The sequence below is a fragment of the Enterobacteriaceae endosymbiont of Donacia cinerea genome (assembly GCF_012569925.1).
Classification (GTDB): domain Bacteria; phylum Pseudomonadota; class Gammaproteobacteria; order Enterobacterales; family Enterobacteriaceae.
Genome location: NZ_CP046204.1, coordinates 318,992 through 338,213 on the forward strand (window position 1 = coordinate 318,992; position 19,222 = coordinate 338,213).

Here is a 19,222-nt window from a genome sequence, read left to right on the forward strand (position 1 = left end):
GATATTTCATATTATAAAATTTCCTTGTTTTTTTTATAAAATATCATAAATTATTGATTTTTAAAATTTTATTCTTTTTTATCATATTCTGGAGGTCTAACTTCTTTTCTATTCATTAAATCATCAATTTGAATTGAACCTATTGTTTCATATTTTATTAATATATTTTTCATTTTATGTAAAATATCAATATTATTTTTTAAAATTTTAAATGCTCTATTATAATTTTCTTCTATTAAATATTTTACTTCCTGATCAATAATTTTAGCTGTATCGTCAGACATATGTTTAGCTTTAGCAACTGATCTTCCTAAAAAAATTTCTTCTTCTTCTTCTGTATATAGTAAAGGTCCTAATTTTTTAGAAAAACCCCATTGTGTTACCATATTTCTTGCAATATTAGTTGCAACTTTAATATCATTTGATGATCCTGTTGATACATATTTTTCTCCGTAAATTATTTCTTCAGCAATTCTACCTCCATATAATGTAGATATTTTACTTTCTAACCTTTGACGACTAATACTAATAATATCAATTTCAGGTAAGAAAAATGTAACTCCTAAAGCTCTCCCTCTAGGAATAATTGTAACTTTATGTACTGGATCATGATCTGGAACTAATCTCCCTATAATTGCATGACCTGCCTCATGATAAGCAGTTGCTTCTTTTTGTTTTTCTGTCATTACTAAAGAACGTCTTTCTGCCCCCATCATAATTTTATCTTTTGCTTTTTCTAATTCTAACATAGAAACAAAATTATAATTTTGACGAGCTGCTAATAAAGCTGCTTCATTTATTAAATTTGCTAAGTCAGCTCCTGAAAAACCTGGAGTACCTCTAGCTAAAATTTTTAAATCAACTTCTTTAGAAATAGGTATATTTTTAATATGTATTTTTAAAACTTGTTCTCTTCCTCTTATATCTGGTAGACCTACTATAACTTGACGATCAAAACGTCCAGGTCTTAAAAGAGCAGGATCTAATACATCAGGACGATTAGTTGCTGCAATTACTATAATACTTTCATTATTATTAAAACCATCCATTTCGACTAACATTTGGTTTAATGTTTGCTCTCTTTCGTCATGTCCTCCTCCTAATCCTGCTCCTCTTTGTCTTCCTACTGCATCTATTTCATCTATGAAAATAATACATGGAGCTAATTTTTTAGCTTTATTAAACATATCTCTAACTCTTGAAGCACCTACACCTACGAACATTTCTACAAAATCAGAACCTGAAATAATAAAAAATGGTACTTTTGATTCTCCTGCAATAGCTTTAGCTAATAAAGTTTTTCCGGTTCCTGGAGGACCAACCATTAAAATACCTTTAGGGATTTTACCTCCTAATTTTTGAAATTTTTTAGGTTCTTTTAAATAATCTACTAATTCTCTAACTTCTTCTTTTGCTTCATCACATCCTGCAACATCATTAAATGTAATTTTTATTTGATCTACTGTTAAAATCTGTGCTTTACTTTTACCAAAAGACAAAGCTCCTTTACTACTATTTTGCAATTGACGAATAAAAAAAATCCAAATTCCAATTAATAAGAACATTGGAAACCATGAAATAAAAATAGATAATAGTATACTAGGTTTTGGAAGAGGTTCTCCTAATATTTTAATTTTTTTTAAAAATAATACTTTTAATAAATTAGGATCATTCATTGGTAAATAAGTAGTATAATTACTATTATTTTTTCTAAAAACATGAATTTTTCTACCATTAATACTTGTTTTAATTATTTTATTTTGTTTAATTTCAGATAAAAAAGTTGAATATGAAATTTGATTTTTTTTATAAAATTTATTTGGATTTAAACTCTGGAAAACAGATATGAATATGACTGTAATTGCTAACCAGAAAATTAGATTTTTTGCCATATCTTTCAAAAAGTAACCCCTTGTAACTTTATAGTATATTATATATTAATTTTTATATTCTTTTGCCACAATATAAATTTCACTCGATTTATATCTTGAAGCATTAGGTTTTCTAATCTTAACTACTTTAAATATAGATTTAATTTTATTAAAATACCGGATTAATTCCTTATTTTGAAAAGTTTTTACTAAAAAAACTCCATTATATTTTAAATAAGAATAACATAATTTTAATGTTAGTTCATTTAAATAAATAATTTGAGGTATATCTATTTCTTTTATACCAGAAATATTAGGAGATATATCTGACATTATCATATGTACTTTTATTTTATTAAGTTTTGTTAAAATTTTATTTAAAAAAATAGAATTACATATATTACCTTGATAAAATTTAACATTTTTAATATTATTCATTGGTAATATGTCACATGCTATAATTTTTCCTTTATTACCAATTTTTAATGAAGCAAAACTGGACCACCCTCCAGGAGAAGATCCTAAATCAATTATAGTCATACCTTTTTTAAAAATTTTATCTATTTTTTCTATTTCTGCTAATTTAAACCATGATCTTGATCTATATTTATTAATATTTTTTTGAACTTTTTTTATATAAAAATCTTTAAAATTATGTTTTAACCATATTTTAGATTTTTTATTTTTTTTGTAATTCATAAAATTATTTATTTTAAAAAATTAAATATTCATTTCATGAAATAATTGTTAATAATAATATCAAAAAATTTTAAATTTTACAATTTGTAATAAATAAACTTAAAAATATTATTCACTTTTAAAATTTTATTTATATTTTAAGAATAATATTTTTTTAAAAAAAATTTTTTGACAGAATTATTTATATAAAAAAATATTAAAACTTTTTTTAAAATTTTGTATGGATTAAATATAAAAAATAAATTTTTTTTTTTAAATACAATTTTTAATTAGCATTTAATAATTCAGTTAAATTAGCAGCTGCAGAATCTGCCGAAGAAATATTATTTGTTTTTTTATCAATGTTCTTTTTATTAATACGATTTGTATGATAAGAATATCCAGTTCCTGCAGGAATTAATCTACCTACAATTACATTTTCTTTTAATCCTTTTAATTTATCACTTTTTCCTGCTACAGAAGATTCTGTTAAAACTCTTGTGGTTTCTTGAAAAGAAGCAGCTGAAATAAAAGAAGAAGTTGCTAAAGATGCTTTAGTAATACCTAATAGATCACGATTATATAACGCTATGGTTTTTCCATGATCTTTTAATTTTTTATTTTCCATAATAATTTTAAAAACTTCTACTTGTTCACCTTCTAAAAAACTAGAATCTCCCATTTTTGTTATAGTAGCTTTACGTAACATTTGACGTATAATTACTTCTATATGTTTATCATTTATTTTTACACCTTGTAATCGATAAACATCTTGTACTTCATTAATTATATAATTAGTAACAGCATTTACACCTCTTAATCTTAAGATATCATGTGGAGATTCTGGCCCATCTGAAATAATATCTCCTTTATTAATTATTTCACCTTCAAAAATATTTAATTGTCTCCATTTCGGGATCATCTCTTCATATGGTTCTATATCTGAATTCATAGGAGTAATTATTATTCTTCTTTTTCCTTTTGTTTCTTTACCAAATGAAATAATACCACTAATTTCGGCTAAAATAGCTGCATCTTTAGGTTTTCTTGCTTCAAACAAATCTGCTACTCTTGGAAGTCCTCCAGTAATATCTTTAGTTCCTCCAGATTCTTGAGGTACTTTTGCTAAAACATCACCTATACTAATTATACTTCCATCTTTTAAATGAATTATAGATTTATTAGGTAAAAAATAATGTGCTGGCATATCTGTACCAGGTATAATTATATCTTCATTATTCTCATTTAAAATTTTAATCATAGGTCTAAGATCTCTACCTAGAGAAGGTCTTTCTGAAGTATCTAATACAACAATAGATATTAATCCTGTTAAATCATCAGTTTGTTTTATAACAGTTTGTCCTTCTAACATATCAATAAATTTTATTTTTCCACTAACTTCAGTAATAATTGGCATAGTATGAGGATCCCAATATGATACTATTTCACCAGCAATAATATGAGATCCATTTTTTTTTGTTATAATAGCACCATATGGTATTTTATAACTTTCTATAATTTTATTTAAGTGATCAATAACTTTTAATTCAGCATTTCTAGAAATTACTACTAATTTATTAGTTGTATTTATAACTGATTTTGTATTTATTAATTTAATAATTCCATTATCTTTAACTTGTATACTAGATTCTGCCGCAGATCTTGAAGCAGCTCCTCCAATATGGAATGTTCTCATTGTTAATTGTGTACCAGGTTCTCCTATAGATTGGGCAGCAATAACCCCTATTGCTTCTCCTTTATTTATAATATGACCTCTGGCTAAATCACGACCATAACAATATGAACATACTCCAAAAGAAGTTTCACAACTAACTACAGATCTTACTTTAATATTATCAATTGAATTTTTTTCTAAAATATCACAATATTTTTCATTTAATAAGGTATTTTTACTAATTAAAATTGTTTTACCATCTGTTTTTACTACATCTTCTGCTGTTACTCTACCTAAAACTCTTTCTCTTAATGATTCCTTTATGTCTCCTCCTGTAATAACAGAAGAAATTCTTATTCCTCCTAGAGTATGACAATCATTTTCTGTTATAACTAAATCTTGTGCTACATCTACTAATCTTCTAGTTAAATATCCAGAATTAGCTGTTTTTAAAGCAGTATCTGCTAATCCTTTTCTAGCACCATGAGTAGAAATAAAATATTGTAAAACATTTAAACCTTCCCTAAAATTAGCAATGATTGGAGTTTCAATAATAGAACCATCAGGTTTTGCCATTAAACCTCTCATTCCAGCTAATTGCCTAATTTGTGCTGCAGAACCTCTAGCACCAGAATCTGCCATCATAAAAATATTATTAAAAGAACTTTGTTTAATTAAATTACCTTTTTTATTAATTATTTTTTCTACTGATAAATTTTTCATCATAGACTTAGCTATTTTTTCATTAGCAGCAGCCCAAATATCAATAACTTTATTATATCTTTCACCAGAAGTAACAAGACCTGATTGAAATTGTTCTTGAATTTCATTAACCTCTAATTTTGCTTCATTAATAATTTCAGTTTTATTCTTAGGAATAACTATATCATCTATACCAACAGAAGAACCTGATTTAGTAGCATATTTAAATCCAGTATACATTATTTGATCAGCAAAAATAACTGTAGCTTTTAATCCTAAAATTCTATAGCATATATTAAGAATATTAGAAATATCTTTTTTACCTAAAGTTTTATTTATCATATGATATGGTATACCTTTAGGTACTTGGTTCCAAAAAATAGCTCTGCCAATTGTAGTATCTACAATAATATGATTTTTAATCCATTGATTTGTTAATAAATTTTTTGTATATTCTTTAATTTTAACTTTAACAAGAGCATGTAAATCTACTTGTCCTACATTATAGACACGTTCTGCTTCTTTAGGACCTGTTAATATCATTCCTTCACCATATGCATTAATTTTATCTTTAGTCATATAATATATTCCTAATACTACATCTTGTGATGGAACAATAATTGGTTCTCCATTTGCTGGTGATAAAATATTATTAGTAGACATCATTAAAATTCTTGCTTCTAGTTGAGCTTCTAATGTCAAAGGAATATGAACAGCCATTTGATCACCATCAAAATCAGCATTATAAGCTGCACAAACTAAAGGATGTAATTGTATTGCTTTACCTTCGATTAAAATAGGTTCAAAAGCTTGTATTCCTAATCTATGTAAAGTAGGTGCTCTATTTAATAATACAGGATGTTCTTTAATTACCTCATCCAGTATATCCCATACTATTGATTCTTCTTTTTCTACCATTTTTTTTGCAGCTTTAATGGTATTTGCAAAGCCTTTAATTTCTAATTTACCATATATAAATGGTTTAAATAATTCTAATGCCATTTTTTTAGGTAAACCACATTGATGTAAATGTAAATAAGGACCTACTGTTATAACAGATCTCCCAGAATAATCAACTCTTTTACCTAGCAAATTTTGTCTAAATCTTCCTTGCTTGCCTTTAATCATATCTGCTAATGATTTTAAAGGACGTTTATTAGAACCTGTAATAGCTTTTCCTCTTCTACCATTATCTAATAACGCATCAACAGCTTCTTGCAACATTCTTTTTTCATTTTTTACTATAATATCAGGAGCTGATAATTCTAATAAACGTTTTAATCTATTATTACGATTAATAACACGACGATACAAATCATTTAAATCTGATGTTGCAAATCTACCTCCATCTAAAGGAACTAAAGGTCTTAAATCAGGAGGTAAAACAGGTAATATAGTCATTATCATCCATTCAGGTTTATTTCCTGAACGTATAAAAGATTCTAATAATTTAATTCTTTTAGCTATTTTTTTTCTTTTAGTTTCCGAATTTGTATTATATAATTCATGACGTAATAACTTACATTCTTGTTTTAAATTAATATTTTTTAATAAATATTGTATTGCTTCAGCTCCTATTTTAGCTTCAAATTCATTTCCAAATTCTTCTAATAAATCAAAATACTGTTCTTCAGATAAAATTTGTTTTTTTCTTAATGAAGACATACCTTCTTTAATTACTACATAAGATTCAAAATATAAAACTTTTTCTATATCTCTTAAAGGCATATTAAGTAATAAACCTATTCTAGAAGGTAAAGATTTTAAAAACCATATATGAGCAATCGGAGACGCTAATTCAATATGCCCCATTCTATCTCGTCTAACTTTAGTTTGTGTAACCTCAACACCACATTTTTCACAAACAACACCTCTATGTTTTAAACGTTTATATTTACCACATAAACATTCATAATCTTTTATAGGTCCAAAAATACGAGCACAAAATAAACCATCTCTTTCTGGCTTGAAAGTACGGTAATTAATTGTTTCAGGTTTTTTAACTTCTCCAAAAGACCAAGATTTTATCATATCTGAAGAAGCTAAAGAAAGTTTTATTGAATCAAATTCTTCTATTTTTTTTTGTGATTTTAAAAAATTAAATAAATATTTCACAAATTTATTACCTCAATTATATTATAAATTAGCAAAATTTTAATATAAAATAATTATTCTGTATTTTCTAAACTAATATTTATACCTAATGATCGTATTTCTTTCAATAAAACATTAAAAGATTCTGGAATACCAGCTTCCATTTGATGATTCCCATCAACAATATTTTTATACATTTTAGTTCTACCATTTACATCATCAGATTTAATGGTTAACATTTCTTGTAAAGTATATGCTGCTCCGTATGCTTCTAAGGCCCAAACTTCCATTTCCCCAAATCTTTGTCCACCAAATTGAGCTTTTCCACCTAATGGTTGTTGCGTTACAAGACTATATGAACCTGTAGATCTAGCATGCATTTTATCATCTACTAAATGATTTAATTTTAACATATACATATACCCTACAGTAACTGGTCTTTCAAAAGCTTCTCCTGTACGCCCATCATATAATTTAATTTGTCCAGATGTTGGTAAACCTGATAATTTTAATAATTCTTTTATTTCTTTTTCTTGAGCACCATCAAAAACTGGAGTAGCAATAGGCATTCCTTTTTTTAAATTATTTGCTAATGTAATTATTTCATTATCAGTAAAATTCTCTAAATCTATTTTTTGGTATATATTATCACCGAGATTATACGCTTTATAAAGAAAATTACGTATTCTATCTATTTTTTTTTTTTCTTTTAATAAAATATTAATTTTATTTCCAATTCCTTTTGCGGCCATACCTAAATGGGTTTCTAAAATTTGTCCTATATTCATTCTAGATGGGACTCCTAACGGATTTAAAATAATATCAATTGGAACCCCATTTTTATCATAAGGCATATCTTCTACAGGACAAATTTTAGAAATAACTCCTTTATTTCCATGTCTTCCTGCCATTTTATCACCTGATTGGATTTGTCTTTTTACAGCTAAATTTACTTTAATAATTTTTAAAATACCAGGAGCTAAATCATTTCCTTGTACGATTTTATTCTTTTGCAATTTAATTTTTTTTTTAAAAGTATCTTTTATTTCTTTATATTGTTTAATAAAATAGTTTAATTGAGGATGTTTAAGTGTTTCTTGCAATGAAATAATAAAATTTATATCAAAATTTTTAATATTTTCTTTTTTAAGAAAATTATTTTTTAATAAAAAATTTTTTGTATTTAACAATATATTTTGTTCAAAAATTTTTTGTTCAGAAAAAAAATCTTCTTTTACTTGCTTTAATTGCATTTCTTCAATTTCTATAGTTCTTTTATCTTTTTTTACACCTTCTCTTGTAAAAATTTGTACATCAATAACAGTGCCATATACACCATTAGGAACTCGTAAAGAAGTATCTTTTACATCAGAAGCTTTTTCACCAAAAATAGCACGTAATAATTTTTCTTCTGGTGATAATTGTGTTTCTCCTTTAGGAGTTACTTTTCCTACAAGGATATCTCCATTTTTTACTTCAGCTCCAACATATACAATACCAGATTCATCTAATTTAGATAAAGAAGATTCACTTACATTTGGTATATCAGATGTAATTTCTTCTTGACCTAATTTAGTATCACGAGATATACAAGATAATTCTTGGATATGTATAGTAGTAAATTTATCTTCTTGAACTACTTTTTCTGATAATAAAATAGAATCTTCAAAATTATAACCATTCCATGGCATAAAAGCTACTCTCATATTTTGACCTAATGCTAATTCTCCTAAATCTGTAGCAGGACCGTCAGCTAAAACATCTCCTTTTTTTACTAATTCTCCTAAATTTACAGATGGAATTTGATTAATACATGTATTTTGATTAGACCTTATATATTTTTCTAAATGATATATCTCTATATCATTTTTAGTATTAATTATATTATTACTATCTCTTTTTATTATAATACGAGAAGCATCTACATATTGTATTATTCCAGAATGTTTTGCAATTATGGTAACACCTGAATCAACTGCTACAATTCTTTCCATTCCAGTTCCTACTAAAGGTTTTTCTGTTTTTAATGTAGGAACAGCTTGCCTCTGCATATTTGCACCCATTAAAGCACGATTAGCATCATCATGCTCCAAAAAAGGAATTAAAGAAGCACCTATAGAAACAATTTGTTGTGTAGAAACATCCATATAATGGACTTGTTCTTTTTTAAATAAACCTGATTCTCCTTTATAGCGACATGTAATAAATTTATCTATAATATATTTTTTTTTATCAATATTAGTATTAGCTTGAGCAATAATAAAATTACCTTCTTCTATTGAAGATAAATATTTAATTTTATTAGTAACAAATCCATTTTTTACTAATCTATATGGTGATTCTAAAAATCCGTATTGATTTGTTCTCGCATATACTGATAAAGAATTTATTAATCCTATATTAGGTCCTTCTGGAGTTTCAATAGGACATATTCTACCATAATGAGTAGGATGTACATCTCTAACTTCAAAACCAGCTCTTTCTCTAGTTAATCCCCCTGGACCTAAAGCAGAAATACGACGTTTATGTGTAATTTCTGATAATGGATTATTTTGGTCCATAAATTGTGATAATTGACTAGAACAAAAAAATTCTTTTAAAGCTGCAGAAATTGGTTTAGCATTAATCATATCTTGAGGTTTTAAAGTTTCTATTTCCCCTAAAGATAATCTTTCTCTTACTGCTCTTTCAACACGTATTAAACCTATACGAAATTGATTTTCTGCCATTTCTCCAATTGAACGAATTCTTCTATTTCCTAAATGATCAATATCATCAATATTTCCAGTACCATTACGAATATTAATTAATTTTTTAATAACATCAACAATATCTTCTTTACTTAAAATTCCAGTACCAAGAATAGATGTTCTTGATAATGAAAGATTAATTTTCATCCTTCCGACAGGAGATAAATCATATCGATCTTCCATAAAAAATAATTTTTTAAATAAGATTTCTGCAGCCTCCTTTGTAGGAGGTTCTCCAGGACGCATCATTCTATAAATTTCAACTAAAGCATCTAGACGTGTAACTGTATCATCTATTTTTAAAGTTTCTGAAATATAATTACCATAATCTAAATCATTAGTAAAAATAGTTTCAATAACATTATCATTTTTAAAAATTTGATTAATTATATCTATCGATAAAGGATAATTTGCAGAAATAATTACTTCTCCTGTTATTGGATTAATATAATCTTTTACAACTCTCTTTCCTATCATATATTCTATAGGAATATTTATATATTTTATATTTTTTTTCTTTAGCATATTAATATGCCGTATTGTAATTCTTTTACCTTTTTTTACATAAATAATATTATTAAATTTAATATCAAAAAATGCTGTTTCTCCTCTTAATCTATCTGGTATTAATATCATTTCTATTTGATTATTTTTTTTTCTATAAGTATCTTTTTCAAAAAAAATATTTAATATTTCTTCTATATCATAATCCAAAGCACGTAAAATAACTGTAACCGGTAATTTTTTTCTTCTATCTATCCGTACAAAAATATTATCTTTAGGATCAAATTCGAAATCTAGCCAAGAACCCCTATAAGGAATGATACGAGCATTATATAATATTTTTCCTGAAGAATGTGTCTTACCTTTATCACTATCAAAAAAAACACCTGGACTTCTATGTAATTGTGAAACAACAACACGTTCGATACCATTAACTATAAAAGTACCATTTTTTGTCATTAATGGTATTTCCCCCATATATACTTCTTGTTCTCTTATATTTTTAACTAATAATCCAGGTTTTTCTTTATCATAAATAATTAATCGTAATATTACTTTTATAGGAGCAGAATAAGTCATTCCTCTTGTATGACATTCTTTTACACTAAAAAGAGATTTTTCTAAACGGTAATCTACATATTCTAATTTAGCATGACCACTATAACTAGTTATAGGAAATATACTTTTAAATGCAGCTTCTAAACCATATTGTCCTGTAAGATCTTTTTTTATAAATTTTTTAAATGAATCAATTTGAATAGATAATAAATATGGAATATTTAAAACTTGAGGTCTTTTTCCAAAATCTTTACGAATACGTTTTTTTTCAGTTTGAGAATAAACCATATGGTTCCTCAGTTATCTGATCAATTAAACAATTTAATTAAATTAATATTTATGTTATTAAATATTATTTTATATAAATAAATTTTATTTAGATTATTAAAAAATTATTTAATTTCTATTTCTGCTCCAGAAATTTTTAATTTAGATTCTAAATCTAATGCTTCTGTTTTATTAATAGATTCTTTTAATATTACAGGAGCAGATTCAACTAAATCTTTAGCTTCTTTTAATCCTAAACCCATGATACTTCTAACCGCCTTAATAACAGAAATTTTATTCTTTCCTATACTTTTTAGGTAGATATTAAATTCTGTTTGTTCTTCTTTTTCTTCTTTTTCTTGATTATTGTTTTTTTCATTTATTATACTAGAAACACCAAATTTTTTTTCTATAGAACTTATTAATTCCATTAAATCCATAATTGACATAGATTCTATAGCTTTTATAATTTGTTCTTTAGTTATTGACATAAATACTTTCCTAAAAATAATAATAATATTTTTTAAAATAAAATAAATTTATTTAATCTTTTTAATTGCAATTAAAATTCGAAGAAATTTCCCTATAGAAATATCTTTTATAATTATTATAAAACGTGTTATAGCTTCTTTATATGTAGGTAAATTAGCTAAAAGATTAATATCTTCACTATTTATTATTTTATTTTCAAATGCTGCTGCTTTAATTTTAAAATTTTCATTTAATTTACAAAAATCATTAAATAAACGAGCAGCAGCTCCAGGGTGTTTAAGTGAATATGCAATTAATATAGGACCACTTATTAAAGGTTCTAAACATTGAAAATTACTATTTTTAATAATTAATTTTAATAATTTATTTCTTACAATAATTATGATAATATCATTTTTTCTACTTTTTTTCCTTAATTCATTTAAATTATTACTATTAACACCACAAAAATCAGCAATTACAGCTGATAAAGCATGTTTATTTATTTTACTTATTTTTGCAATAATCATTTTTTTTTTTGTAATATTTAATGACATTCTAAAATTATTGCACTCCTATTTTTTAGTAAAAACTATGATTGTAATATAAAAAAAATTTTTGTAAAGTAAAATATTAATTGATTAAATTCATACAATCTTTAGTAATTTCCATAGAAATACCCATAGTTGATGATATATATATTTTTTTAATATAATTACCTTTTAATTGTGTTGGTTTATATTTCTTTAAGATTTTTAATAAAGTTTGTAAATTTTCCTTAATCTTATTATTTTCAAAATTAATTCTTCCTATACTTACATGAATAATACCATTTTTATCATTACGAAAATTAATTTGTCCATTACATATTTTTTTTATTATTTTAGATACATTATTTGTTATTGTTCCTAATTTAGGATTAGGCATTAAACCCTTAGGTCCTAAAATAGGTCCTAATTTACTAACAATATCCATAGCTTCTGGTGTTGATATTACTATATCAAAATTCTTTTCACCATTAGTAATCTTTTTTGATAAATCATTCATTCCAATTAATTCTATTCCTAATTCTTTTGCCTTAATTGCTTCTTTACCACTAGCAAAAACTGCAAATTTTATTTTTTTACCATTACCATAAGGTAAACTAACATTCCCTCTAATATTTTGTTCTGTCTTTTTTGTATTTATACCTAAATTAATAGAAATATCAATACTTTCAATAAATTTTACTTTACTTAAAGTTTTTAAATTATTAATAGCATCTTCAATAGAAAATTGATTTTTTAAATTTATATTTTTTAACATTAAATCCATACGTTTTGTTAATTTTCCCATTATTTAATCCTCAATAATTAATCCCATAGAAAGTGCGGTACCTTTTATAGAAGACATCATAGATTTAATATTTACTCCATTCATATCAATATATTTAATTTCAGCAATTTTACGAATTTGATCTTGTGTAATTACACCAATTTTTTCTATTTTTGGTTTATTTGATCCTTTTTTAATTCCAAGTATTTTTTTTATTATTGCAGATACTGGAGGAGTTTTAGTAATAAATGTAAAAGTTTTATCAACATAAATTGTAATTACTACTGGTATAGGCATACCTTTTTCTAAATTACTAGTTTTTGAATTAAAAATTTTACAAAAATTCATAATATTCACACCATGTTGTCCTAATGCAGGCCCAATAGGTGGACTAGGATTAGCGTTACCAGCTGGTACTTGTAATCTTACATAAGTTTTAATTTTTTTTGCCATAGATTTTTCTCAGTTAATTAATATTTATCCTTTTTCTACTTGACGAAAATCTAATTCTACAGGAGTAGATCTTCCAAAAATTGATACAGAAACTTTTAATCTACTTTTCTCATAATCTACTTCTTCTACTGTTCCATTAAAATCAGAAAAAGGTCCATCTTTTACTCTAATTATTTCTCCTGGATCAAATATTGTTTTTGGTCTAGGTTTATCTCCAATTTTTTGTAAACGGCTTATAATTATATTTACTTCTTTATCACTAATAGGTAAAGGGTTATCAGATTTTCCTCCAATAAAACCTAAAACTTTAGGTATACTACGTACTAAATGCCAACTTAATTCTTGCATCATCATATGAATTAATATATATCCTGGGAAAAATTTTCGATCACTTTTATATTTTTGACCTCCACGTATTTCAACTATAGCCTCAGTAGGAACTAAAATTTTACCAAAATAATTATCCATATTATGAATTTTAATATATTCTTTTAATGATTGAACTATACGATGTTCAAAACCAGAACGAGCTTGAATAACATACCATTTTTTTTTTAAAGATTTATTCATTATTATAACCTCGTTCCAGTTAAAAATGATATTAAATAAATTAAAAAATTATCTAATATAAAAAAAATAATAGAAATTATTGTAATAATTAATATTATTACTAATGATGTATTCCAGGTATTTTTATAAGAAGGCCATATAACTTTACGAGCTTCTATTCGTGCATAATATATAAAAGAAAATAATTTTTTACCTGTATTTGTAAATGATATAATAAATATTATTAATGTTAATATAGAAAAAACCCAAACTAAACGAATAGATAAATTTATATTTTGATAATTATAATTTAATACTAAAATAGTAATTAATAAAATTATACTAATAAACCATTTTATGGTATCTGTAACATATTTATTTACATTTTTTTTAAATTCTATAATATTCATTATATATTAACCAAAAAAAACTAATATAGAATAATATATAAATTATAAAGAAACTTTACTAATAATTTATTAATTATTTTAACATTTAAAAAAAAGAATCAAAGGGAGTATTTTCCCTTATCTTCTTTTATATTTATTATTTATTGTAAAACTTTAGTAACAACTCCAGCACCAACTGTACGACCTCCTTCACGAATAGCAAAACGTAAACCATTAGTCATTGCTATAGGATAAATTAATGTAACAATCATATTAATATTATCCCCAGGCATAACCATTTCTATATTAGAAGATAACTCTATAGTTCCTGTTACGTCTGTAGTTCTAAAATAAAATTGAGGACGATATCCTTTAAAAAAGGCTGTATGTCTTCCACCTTCATCTTTAGATAAAATATAAACTTCTGCTTCAAATTTAATATGTGGGGTAATTGATCCTGGTTTAGCTAAAACTTGTCCTCTTTCTATATCTTCTCTTTTAATACCCCTAAGAAGAATCCCCACATTTTCACCTGCACGTCCTTCATCTAATAATTTACGAAACATCTCTACACCAGTACAAATAGATTTTATAGTATTTCTAATACCTATAATTTCTACTTCTTCTCCTACTTTTATAATACCTCTTTCTACTCTTCCTGTTACTACTGTTCCTCTACCTGATATTGAAAAAACATCTTCTATGGGTAATAAAAAAGGTTTATCAATTGCTCTTATAGGATTAGGAATATAAGTATCTAAAGAATTTGTTAATTCAATAATTTTTTCTTCCCATTTTTTATCACCCTCAAGAGCTTTCAAAGCTGATCCTTGAATAATAGGAGTAGTGTCTCCGGGGAAATTATATTGTGTTAATAAATCACGTACTTCCATTTCTACTAATTCTAATAATTCTTCATCATCAACCATATCACATTTATTAAGAAAAACTATAATATAGGGGACTCCTACTTGTCTTGCTAATAAAATATGTTCTCTAGTTTGTGGCATAGGACCATCTGTTGCTGCAACTACTAATATAGCCCCATCCATTTGTGCTGCTCCAGTAATCATGTTTTTTACATAATCAGCATGTCCTGGACAATCTACATGAGCATAATGTCTATTTTTAGTATCATATTCAACATGGGATGTATTGATTGTTATACCTCTTGCTTTTTCTTCTGGAGCATTATCAATTTGATCAAAAGCTTTTGCTGATCCACCATATTTTTTAGATAAAACAGTGGTTATTGCTGCTGTTAAAGTTGTTTTTCCATGATCAACATGTCCTATAGTACCAACATTAATATGTGGTTTAGAACGTTCAAATTTTTTTTTAGACACAGATTAATATCCTTCTAAATAAATTAATATATTAAATATTATTAAAATTTTATGATTTAGATCTAGATTCAATAATTATTTTTGCAATACTATCAGGTGCTTTAGTATATTTTAAAAATTCCATAGTATATGATGCTCTTCCTTGACTATAAGAACGTAAATCAGTAGCATAACCAAACATTTCTGATAAAGGGACACAAGCACGTATAGTTTTTCCAGTAGGAATATTATTCATACCCTCTATAATTCCTCTTCTACGATTTAAATCTCCAATAACATCTCCCATATATTCTTCAGGAGTTTCAACTTCTACTTTCATTATAGGTTCAAGTAGAATAGGATTAGCTTTTTTAAATGCATTTTTGAATGCAATTGCAGCAGCTAATTTAAAAGCTAATTCAGAAGAATCTACATCATGATAGGAACCATAATGAAGTCTTACTGAAATATTTACCACAGGATAACTTGCCATAGGACCAGATTTTAATTGTTCTTGAATACTTTTATCTATTGCTGAAATGTATTCACTAGGTATTACACCACCTTTTATATCATTAGTAAATAAATAACCTATATTATTTTTTTGGGATTTTAATGGAGCAATATCTATTACTACATGACCATATTGTCCTCTTCCTCCAGTTTGTTTAATATATTTTCCTTCTATATTATTTATGTTATTTTGTATAGTTTCACGATAAGAAACTTGTGGTTTTCCAATATTGGCAGATACATTAAATTCTCTTCTCATTCTATCTACAATAATTTCTAAATGTAATTCACCCATACCAGCAATAATTGTTTGATTTGTTTCTTCATTTGTCCAACTTTTTAATGAAGGATCTTCTTTAATAAGACGATTTAAAGCTAGACCCATTTTTTCTTGATCTATTTTAGTTTTAGGTTCTATTGCAATAGAAATAACAGGTTCTGGAAATTCCATAGTTTCTAAAATAATACATTTATTAATATCACATAATGTATCTCCTGTTGTTACATTTTTTAATCCAATTGCTGCCGCAATATCTCCAGCATATACTTTTTTTATTTCTTCTCTTTTATTAGCATGCATTTGAACAATTCTACCAATACGTTCTTTTTGTTTTTTTATAGAATTATATATAGTTTCTCCACTACTAATAGTTCCAGAATATACTCTAAAAAAAGTTAAATTTCCAACAAAAGGATCATTAGCAATTTTAAAAGCTAATGCAGAAAATAGTTCGTTATCATCAGTATCACGAGTTACAAGAATTTTTTTTTCATTATTAGATATTCCTTGAATTGGAGGAATATCTTTAGGGGATGGTAAATAATCAATTATTGCATCTAATAATGCTTGTACTCCTTTGTTTTTAAAAGCAGAACCACATGTTATTAAAGTAATTTCATTATTTAAAACTCTTTTTCTTAAAGAAGATTTAATTTCTTGTATGGAAATTTGATTTCCATTAAAATATTTTTCTAATAATATTTCATTAGATTCTACAGCTGTTTCTATTAATTTTTGATTCCAAAATTCAGCTTCTTTTTTCATATTTAAAGGTATATTTGTATAATTACAACTTATTCCTTTGTCTTTTTCATTCCAATTTAGAGCTTTCATTTGTATTAAATCAATTATACCGGTAAATTTTTGTTCAGAACCTATAGGTAATTGTAGTAGAACAGTTTCTGTTAATAAATTATTTTCTATTTGTTGAATTACTTTTGTAAAATTTGCCCCCATTCTATCCATTTTATTTATAAAAGCAATTCTAGGTACTTTATATTTATTAGCTTGCCTCCATACTGTTTCTGATTGAGGTTGTACTCCTCCTACAGCACAATAAATCATAACAACTCCATCTAATATTCTCATAGAGCGTTCTACTTCAATTGTAAAATCTACATGTCCCGGTGTATCAATGATGTTAATTCTATGTGATTTATATTGATTAAACATTCCTGACCAAAAAGTTGTGGTAGCAGCTGAAGTAATTGTAATACCTCTTTCTTGTTCTTGTTCCATCCAATCCATTGTAGCGGCACCATCATGAACTTCTCCTATTTTATGATTTACTCCTGTATAGAATAAAATTCTTTCTGTTGTAGTTGTTTTTCCAGCATCAATATGTGCGCTAATACCAATATTACGGTATCTTGTTATAGGAGTTTTTCGACCCATATATTTATTCCTCTATTTTATTATATAAAAAAATTTAAAATTATAATAATATTATTTTAATAAAATATTAAATGTTAAATATTGATTTAGCTACGCATATTCTATTGATTAATTGATTCATTTTATTTTAAATTTAAATTATTTAAATTTTCTTTTAAATTAATGTTTTACCAACGATAATGAGCAAAAGCTTTATTAGCTTCTGCCATTTTATGTATTTCTTCACGTTTTTTAACAGCATTTCCTTTATTTTCTAAAGCATCTAATAATTCATTAGTTAATTTTAAAATCATAGATTTTTCATGTCTTTTCCTTGCAGCATTAACTAACCAACGCATAGCTAAAGTATTTCTTCTTATTGGTCTAATCTCAACAGGTACTTGATATGTTGATCCACCTACTCTTCTGGATTTTACTTCAACTATAGGTTTTACATTTTCTAATACATTTAGAAAAACATCTATTTCTTTTTTACCTATTTTTTTTTTTATTATACTTAATGCAGAATAAACAATAGACTCTGCAATAGATTTTTTACCATTTATCATAAGTATATTAATAAATTTAGCTAATAAATCTGATTCAAATTGAGGATCTGGTAATATTTTTCTCTGACTAATTATTCTTCTACGAGGCATAGAAATTGACTCCATTTTTTAATAACACTTGAATAAATATAAATAAAAAATGATATTTAATAATTTTATTTAGGTTTTTTTGCTCCATATTTTGATCTACCTTGTTTTCGATCTTTTACTCCAGTACAATCTAAAGCGCCTCTAACAGTATGATATCTAACTCCAGGTAAATCTTTTACTCTACCTCCTCTTATTAAAATTACAGAGTGTTCTTGTAAGTTATGTCCTTCTCCTGAAATATAAGAAGTTACTTCAAAACCATTTGTTAATCTTACTCTACATACTTTTCGTAAAGCAGAATTTGGTTTTTTGGGAGTTGTTGTGTATACTTTTGTACATACACCTCTTTTTTGAGGTGCAGAATTTAAAGCAGGTACATTTGTTTTAACTATTTTTCGTTTTCTATTTTTTCTAACTAATTGATTAATTGTTGCCATATTTTTTCCTAAATTTAAAATATTATATTTAATATTAAATATTTTATTATAAATAATTACCATATTATTTGTTTTTTGTTTTTTATAATTAAACTAACAAATTTTATATAATTTATTCTTATAATTTTTTCTGAAATATTTAAACTCAAACCTCTGGCCAATATATCATCATTTATTGCAAATATTAATATTTTAATTTTTTGTTTTTTTTTAATGATTTCTTTCATAAAAATACTATTTTTTAATCCAGCTAATACTCCATCTTGAATTAATAATAAGTTATCATTTTTATTTAGAATATTTAATAATAAAGAAAAATTACAAGATGCTGGTGAACTAAATAAGGTATATAACATATA

14 protein-coding genes and 1 pseudogene are annotated in these 19,222 nt (G+C 25.3%); all 15 read right to left on the reverse strand.

Going from position 1 to position 19,222, the window contains the following annotated elements; all coding sequences use genetic code 11:
- Positions 1-89 precede the first annotated feature (89 nt).
- Positions 90-1,892, reverse strand: a pseudogene (gene ftsH / locus GJT94_RS01575) (ATP-dependent zinc metalloprotease FtsH); the annotation flags it as partial.
- A 45-nt stretch (positions 1,893-1,937) separates the two neighbouring features.
- A complete protein-coding gene (locus GJT94_RS01580; protein WP_168894388.1) occupies positions 1,938-2,570 on the reverse strand; it encodes an RlmE family RNA methyltransferase in 633 nt (210 codons plus the stop codon).
- 265 nt (positions 2,571-2,835) lie between these two features.
- Positions 2,836-7,041: a DNA-directed RNA polymerase subunit beta' gene (gene rpoC / locus GJT94_RS01585; protein WP_168894389.1), complete on the reverse strand. Its 4,206-nt coding sequence runs from the start codon at positions 7,039-7,041 to the stop codon at positions 2,836-2,838.
- 53 nt (positions 7,042-7,094) lie between these two features.
- Positions 7,095-11,120, reverse strand: a complete 4,026-nt coding sequence (gene rpoB / locus GJT94_RS01590) for a DNA-directed RNA polymerase subunit beta (RefSeq protein WP_168894390.1) — start codon at positions 11,118-11,120, stop codon at positions 7,095-7,097.
- Between the two features lie 104 nt (positions 11,121-11,224).
- Complete coding sequence (rplL, locus tag GJT94_RS01595) at positions 11,225-11,590, reverse strand: 50S ribosomal protein L7/L12 (protein ID WP_168894391.1); 366 nt, start codon at positions 11,588-11,590, stop codon at positions 11,225-11,227.
- 48 nt (positions 11,591-11,638) lie between these two features.
- Positions 11,639-12,127 carry a 50S ribosomal protein L10 gene (gene rplJ, locus GJT94_RS01600; RefSeq protein WP_168894392.1) on the reverse strand — a complete coding sequence of 163 codons (489 nt, stop codon included), beginning with the start codon at positions 12,125-12,127 and terminating at the stop codon, positions 11,639-11,641.
- A 76-nt stretch (positions 12,128-12,203) separates the two neighbouring features.
- Positions 12,204-12,905, reverse strand: a complete 702-nt coding sequence (rplA, locus tag GJT94_RS01605; protein ID WP_168894393.1) for a 50S ribosomal protein L1 — start codon at positions 12,903-12,905, stop codon at positions 12,204-12,206.
- Positions 12,906-12,908: 3 nt separating this feature from the next.
- Positions 12,909-13,337, reverse strand: a complete 429-nt coding sequence (rplK, locus tag GJT94_RS01610) for a 50S ribosomal protein L11 (RefSeq protein WP_168894394.1) — start codon at positions 13,335-13,337, stop codon at positions 12,909-12,911.
- A 24-nt stretch (positions 13,338-13,361) separates the two neighbouring features.
- Complete coding sequence (gene nusG / locus GJT94_RS01615; protein ID WP_168894395.1) at positions 13,362-13,907, reverse strand: transcription termination/antitermination protein NusG; 546 nt, start codon at positions 13,905-13,907, stop codon at positions 13,362-13,364.
- A 2-nt stretch (positions 13,908-13,909) separates the two neighbouring features.
- Complete coding sequence (secE, locus tag GJT94_RS01620; RefSeq protein WP_168894396.1) at positions 13,910-14,296, reverse strand: preprotein translocase subunit SecE; 387 nt, start codon at positions 14,294-14,296, stop codon at positions 13,910-13,912.
- A gap of 140 nt (positions 14,297-14,436) precedes the next feature.
- Positions 14,437-15,621 carry an elongation factor Tu gene (tuf, locus tag GJT94_RS01625; protein WP_168894397.1) on the reverse strand — a complete coding sequence of 395 codons (1,185 nt, stop codon included), beginning with the start codon at positions 15,619-15,621 and terminating at the stop codon, positions 14,437-14,439.
- Between the two features lie 49 nt (positions 15,622-15,670).
- Positions 15,671-17,788, reverse strand: a complete 2,118-nt coding sequence (gene fusA, locus GJT94_RS01630) for an elongation factor G (protein WP_168894398.1) — start codon at positions 17,786-17,788, stop codon at positions 15,671-15,673.
- Between the two features lie 167 nt (positions 17,789-17,955).
- On the reverse strand, positions 17,956-18,426 hold the full coding sequence (gene rpsG, locus GJT94_RS01635) for a 30S ribosomal protein S7 (protein WP_168894515.1): 471 nt from the start codon (positions 18,424-18,426) through the stop codon (positions 17,956-17,958).
- A 65-nt stretch (positions 18,427-18,491) separates the two neighbouring features.
- The gene (gene rpsL, locus GJT94_RS01640; RefSeq protein WP_168894399.1) at positions 18,492-18,863 is read right to left on the reverse strand and encodes a 30S ribosomal protein S12; all 372 of its coding nucleotides are present in this window, start codon (positions 18,861-18,863) and stop codon (positions 18,492-18,494) included.
- Positions 18,864-18,919: 56 nt separating this feature from the next.
- Positions 18,920-19,219, reverse strand: a complete 300-nt coding sequence (gene tusB / locus GJT94_RS01645; protein WP_168894400.1) for a sulfurtransferase complex subunit TusB — start codon at positions 19,217-19,219, stop codon at positions 18,920-18,922.
- Positions 19,220-19,222 lie beyond the last annotated feature (3 nt).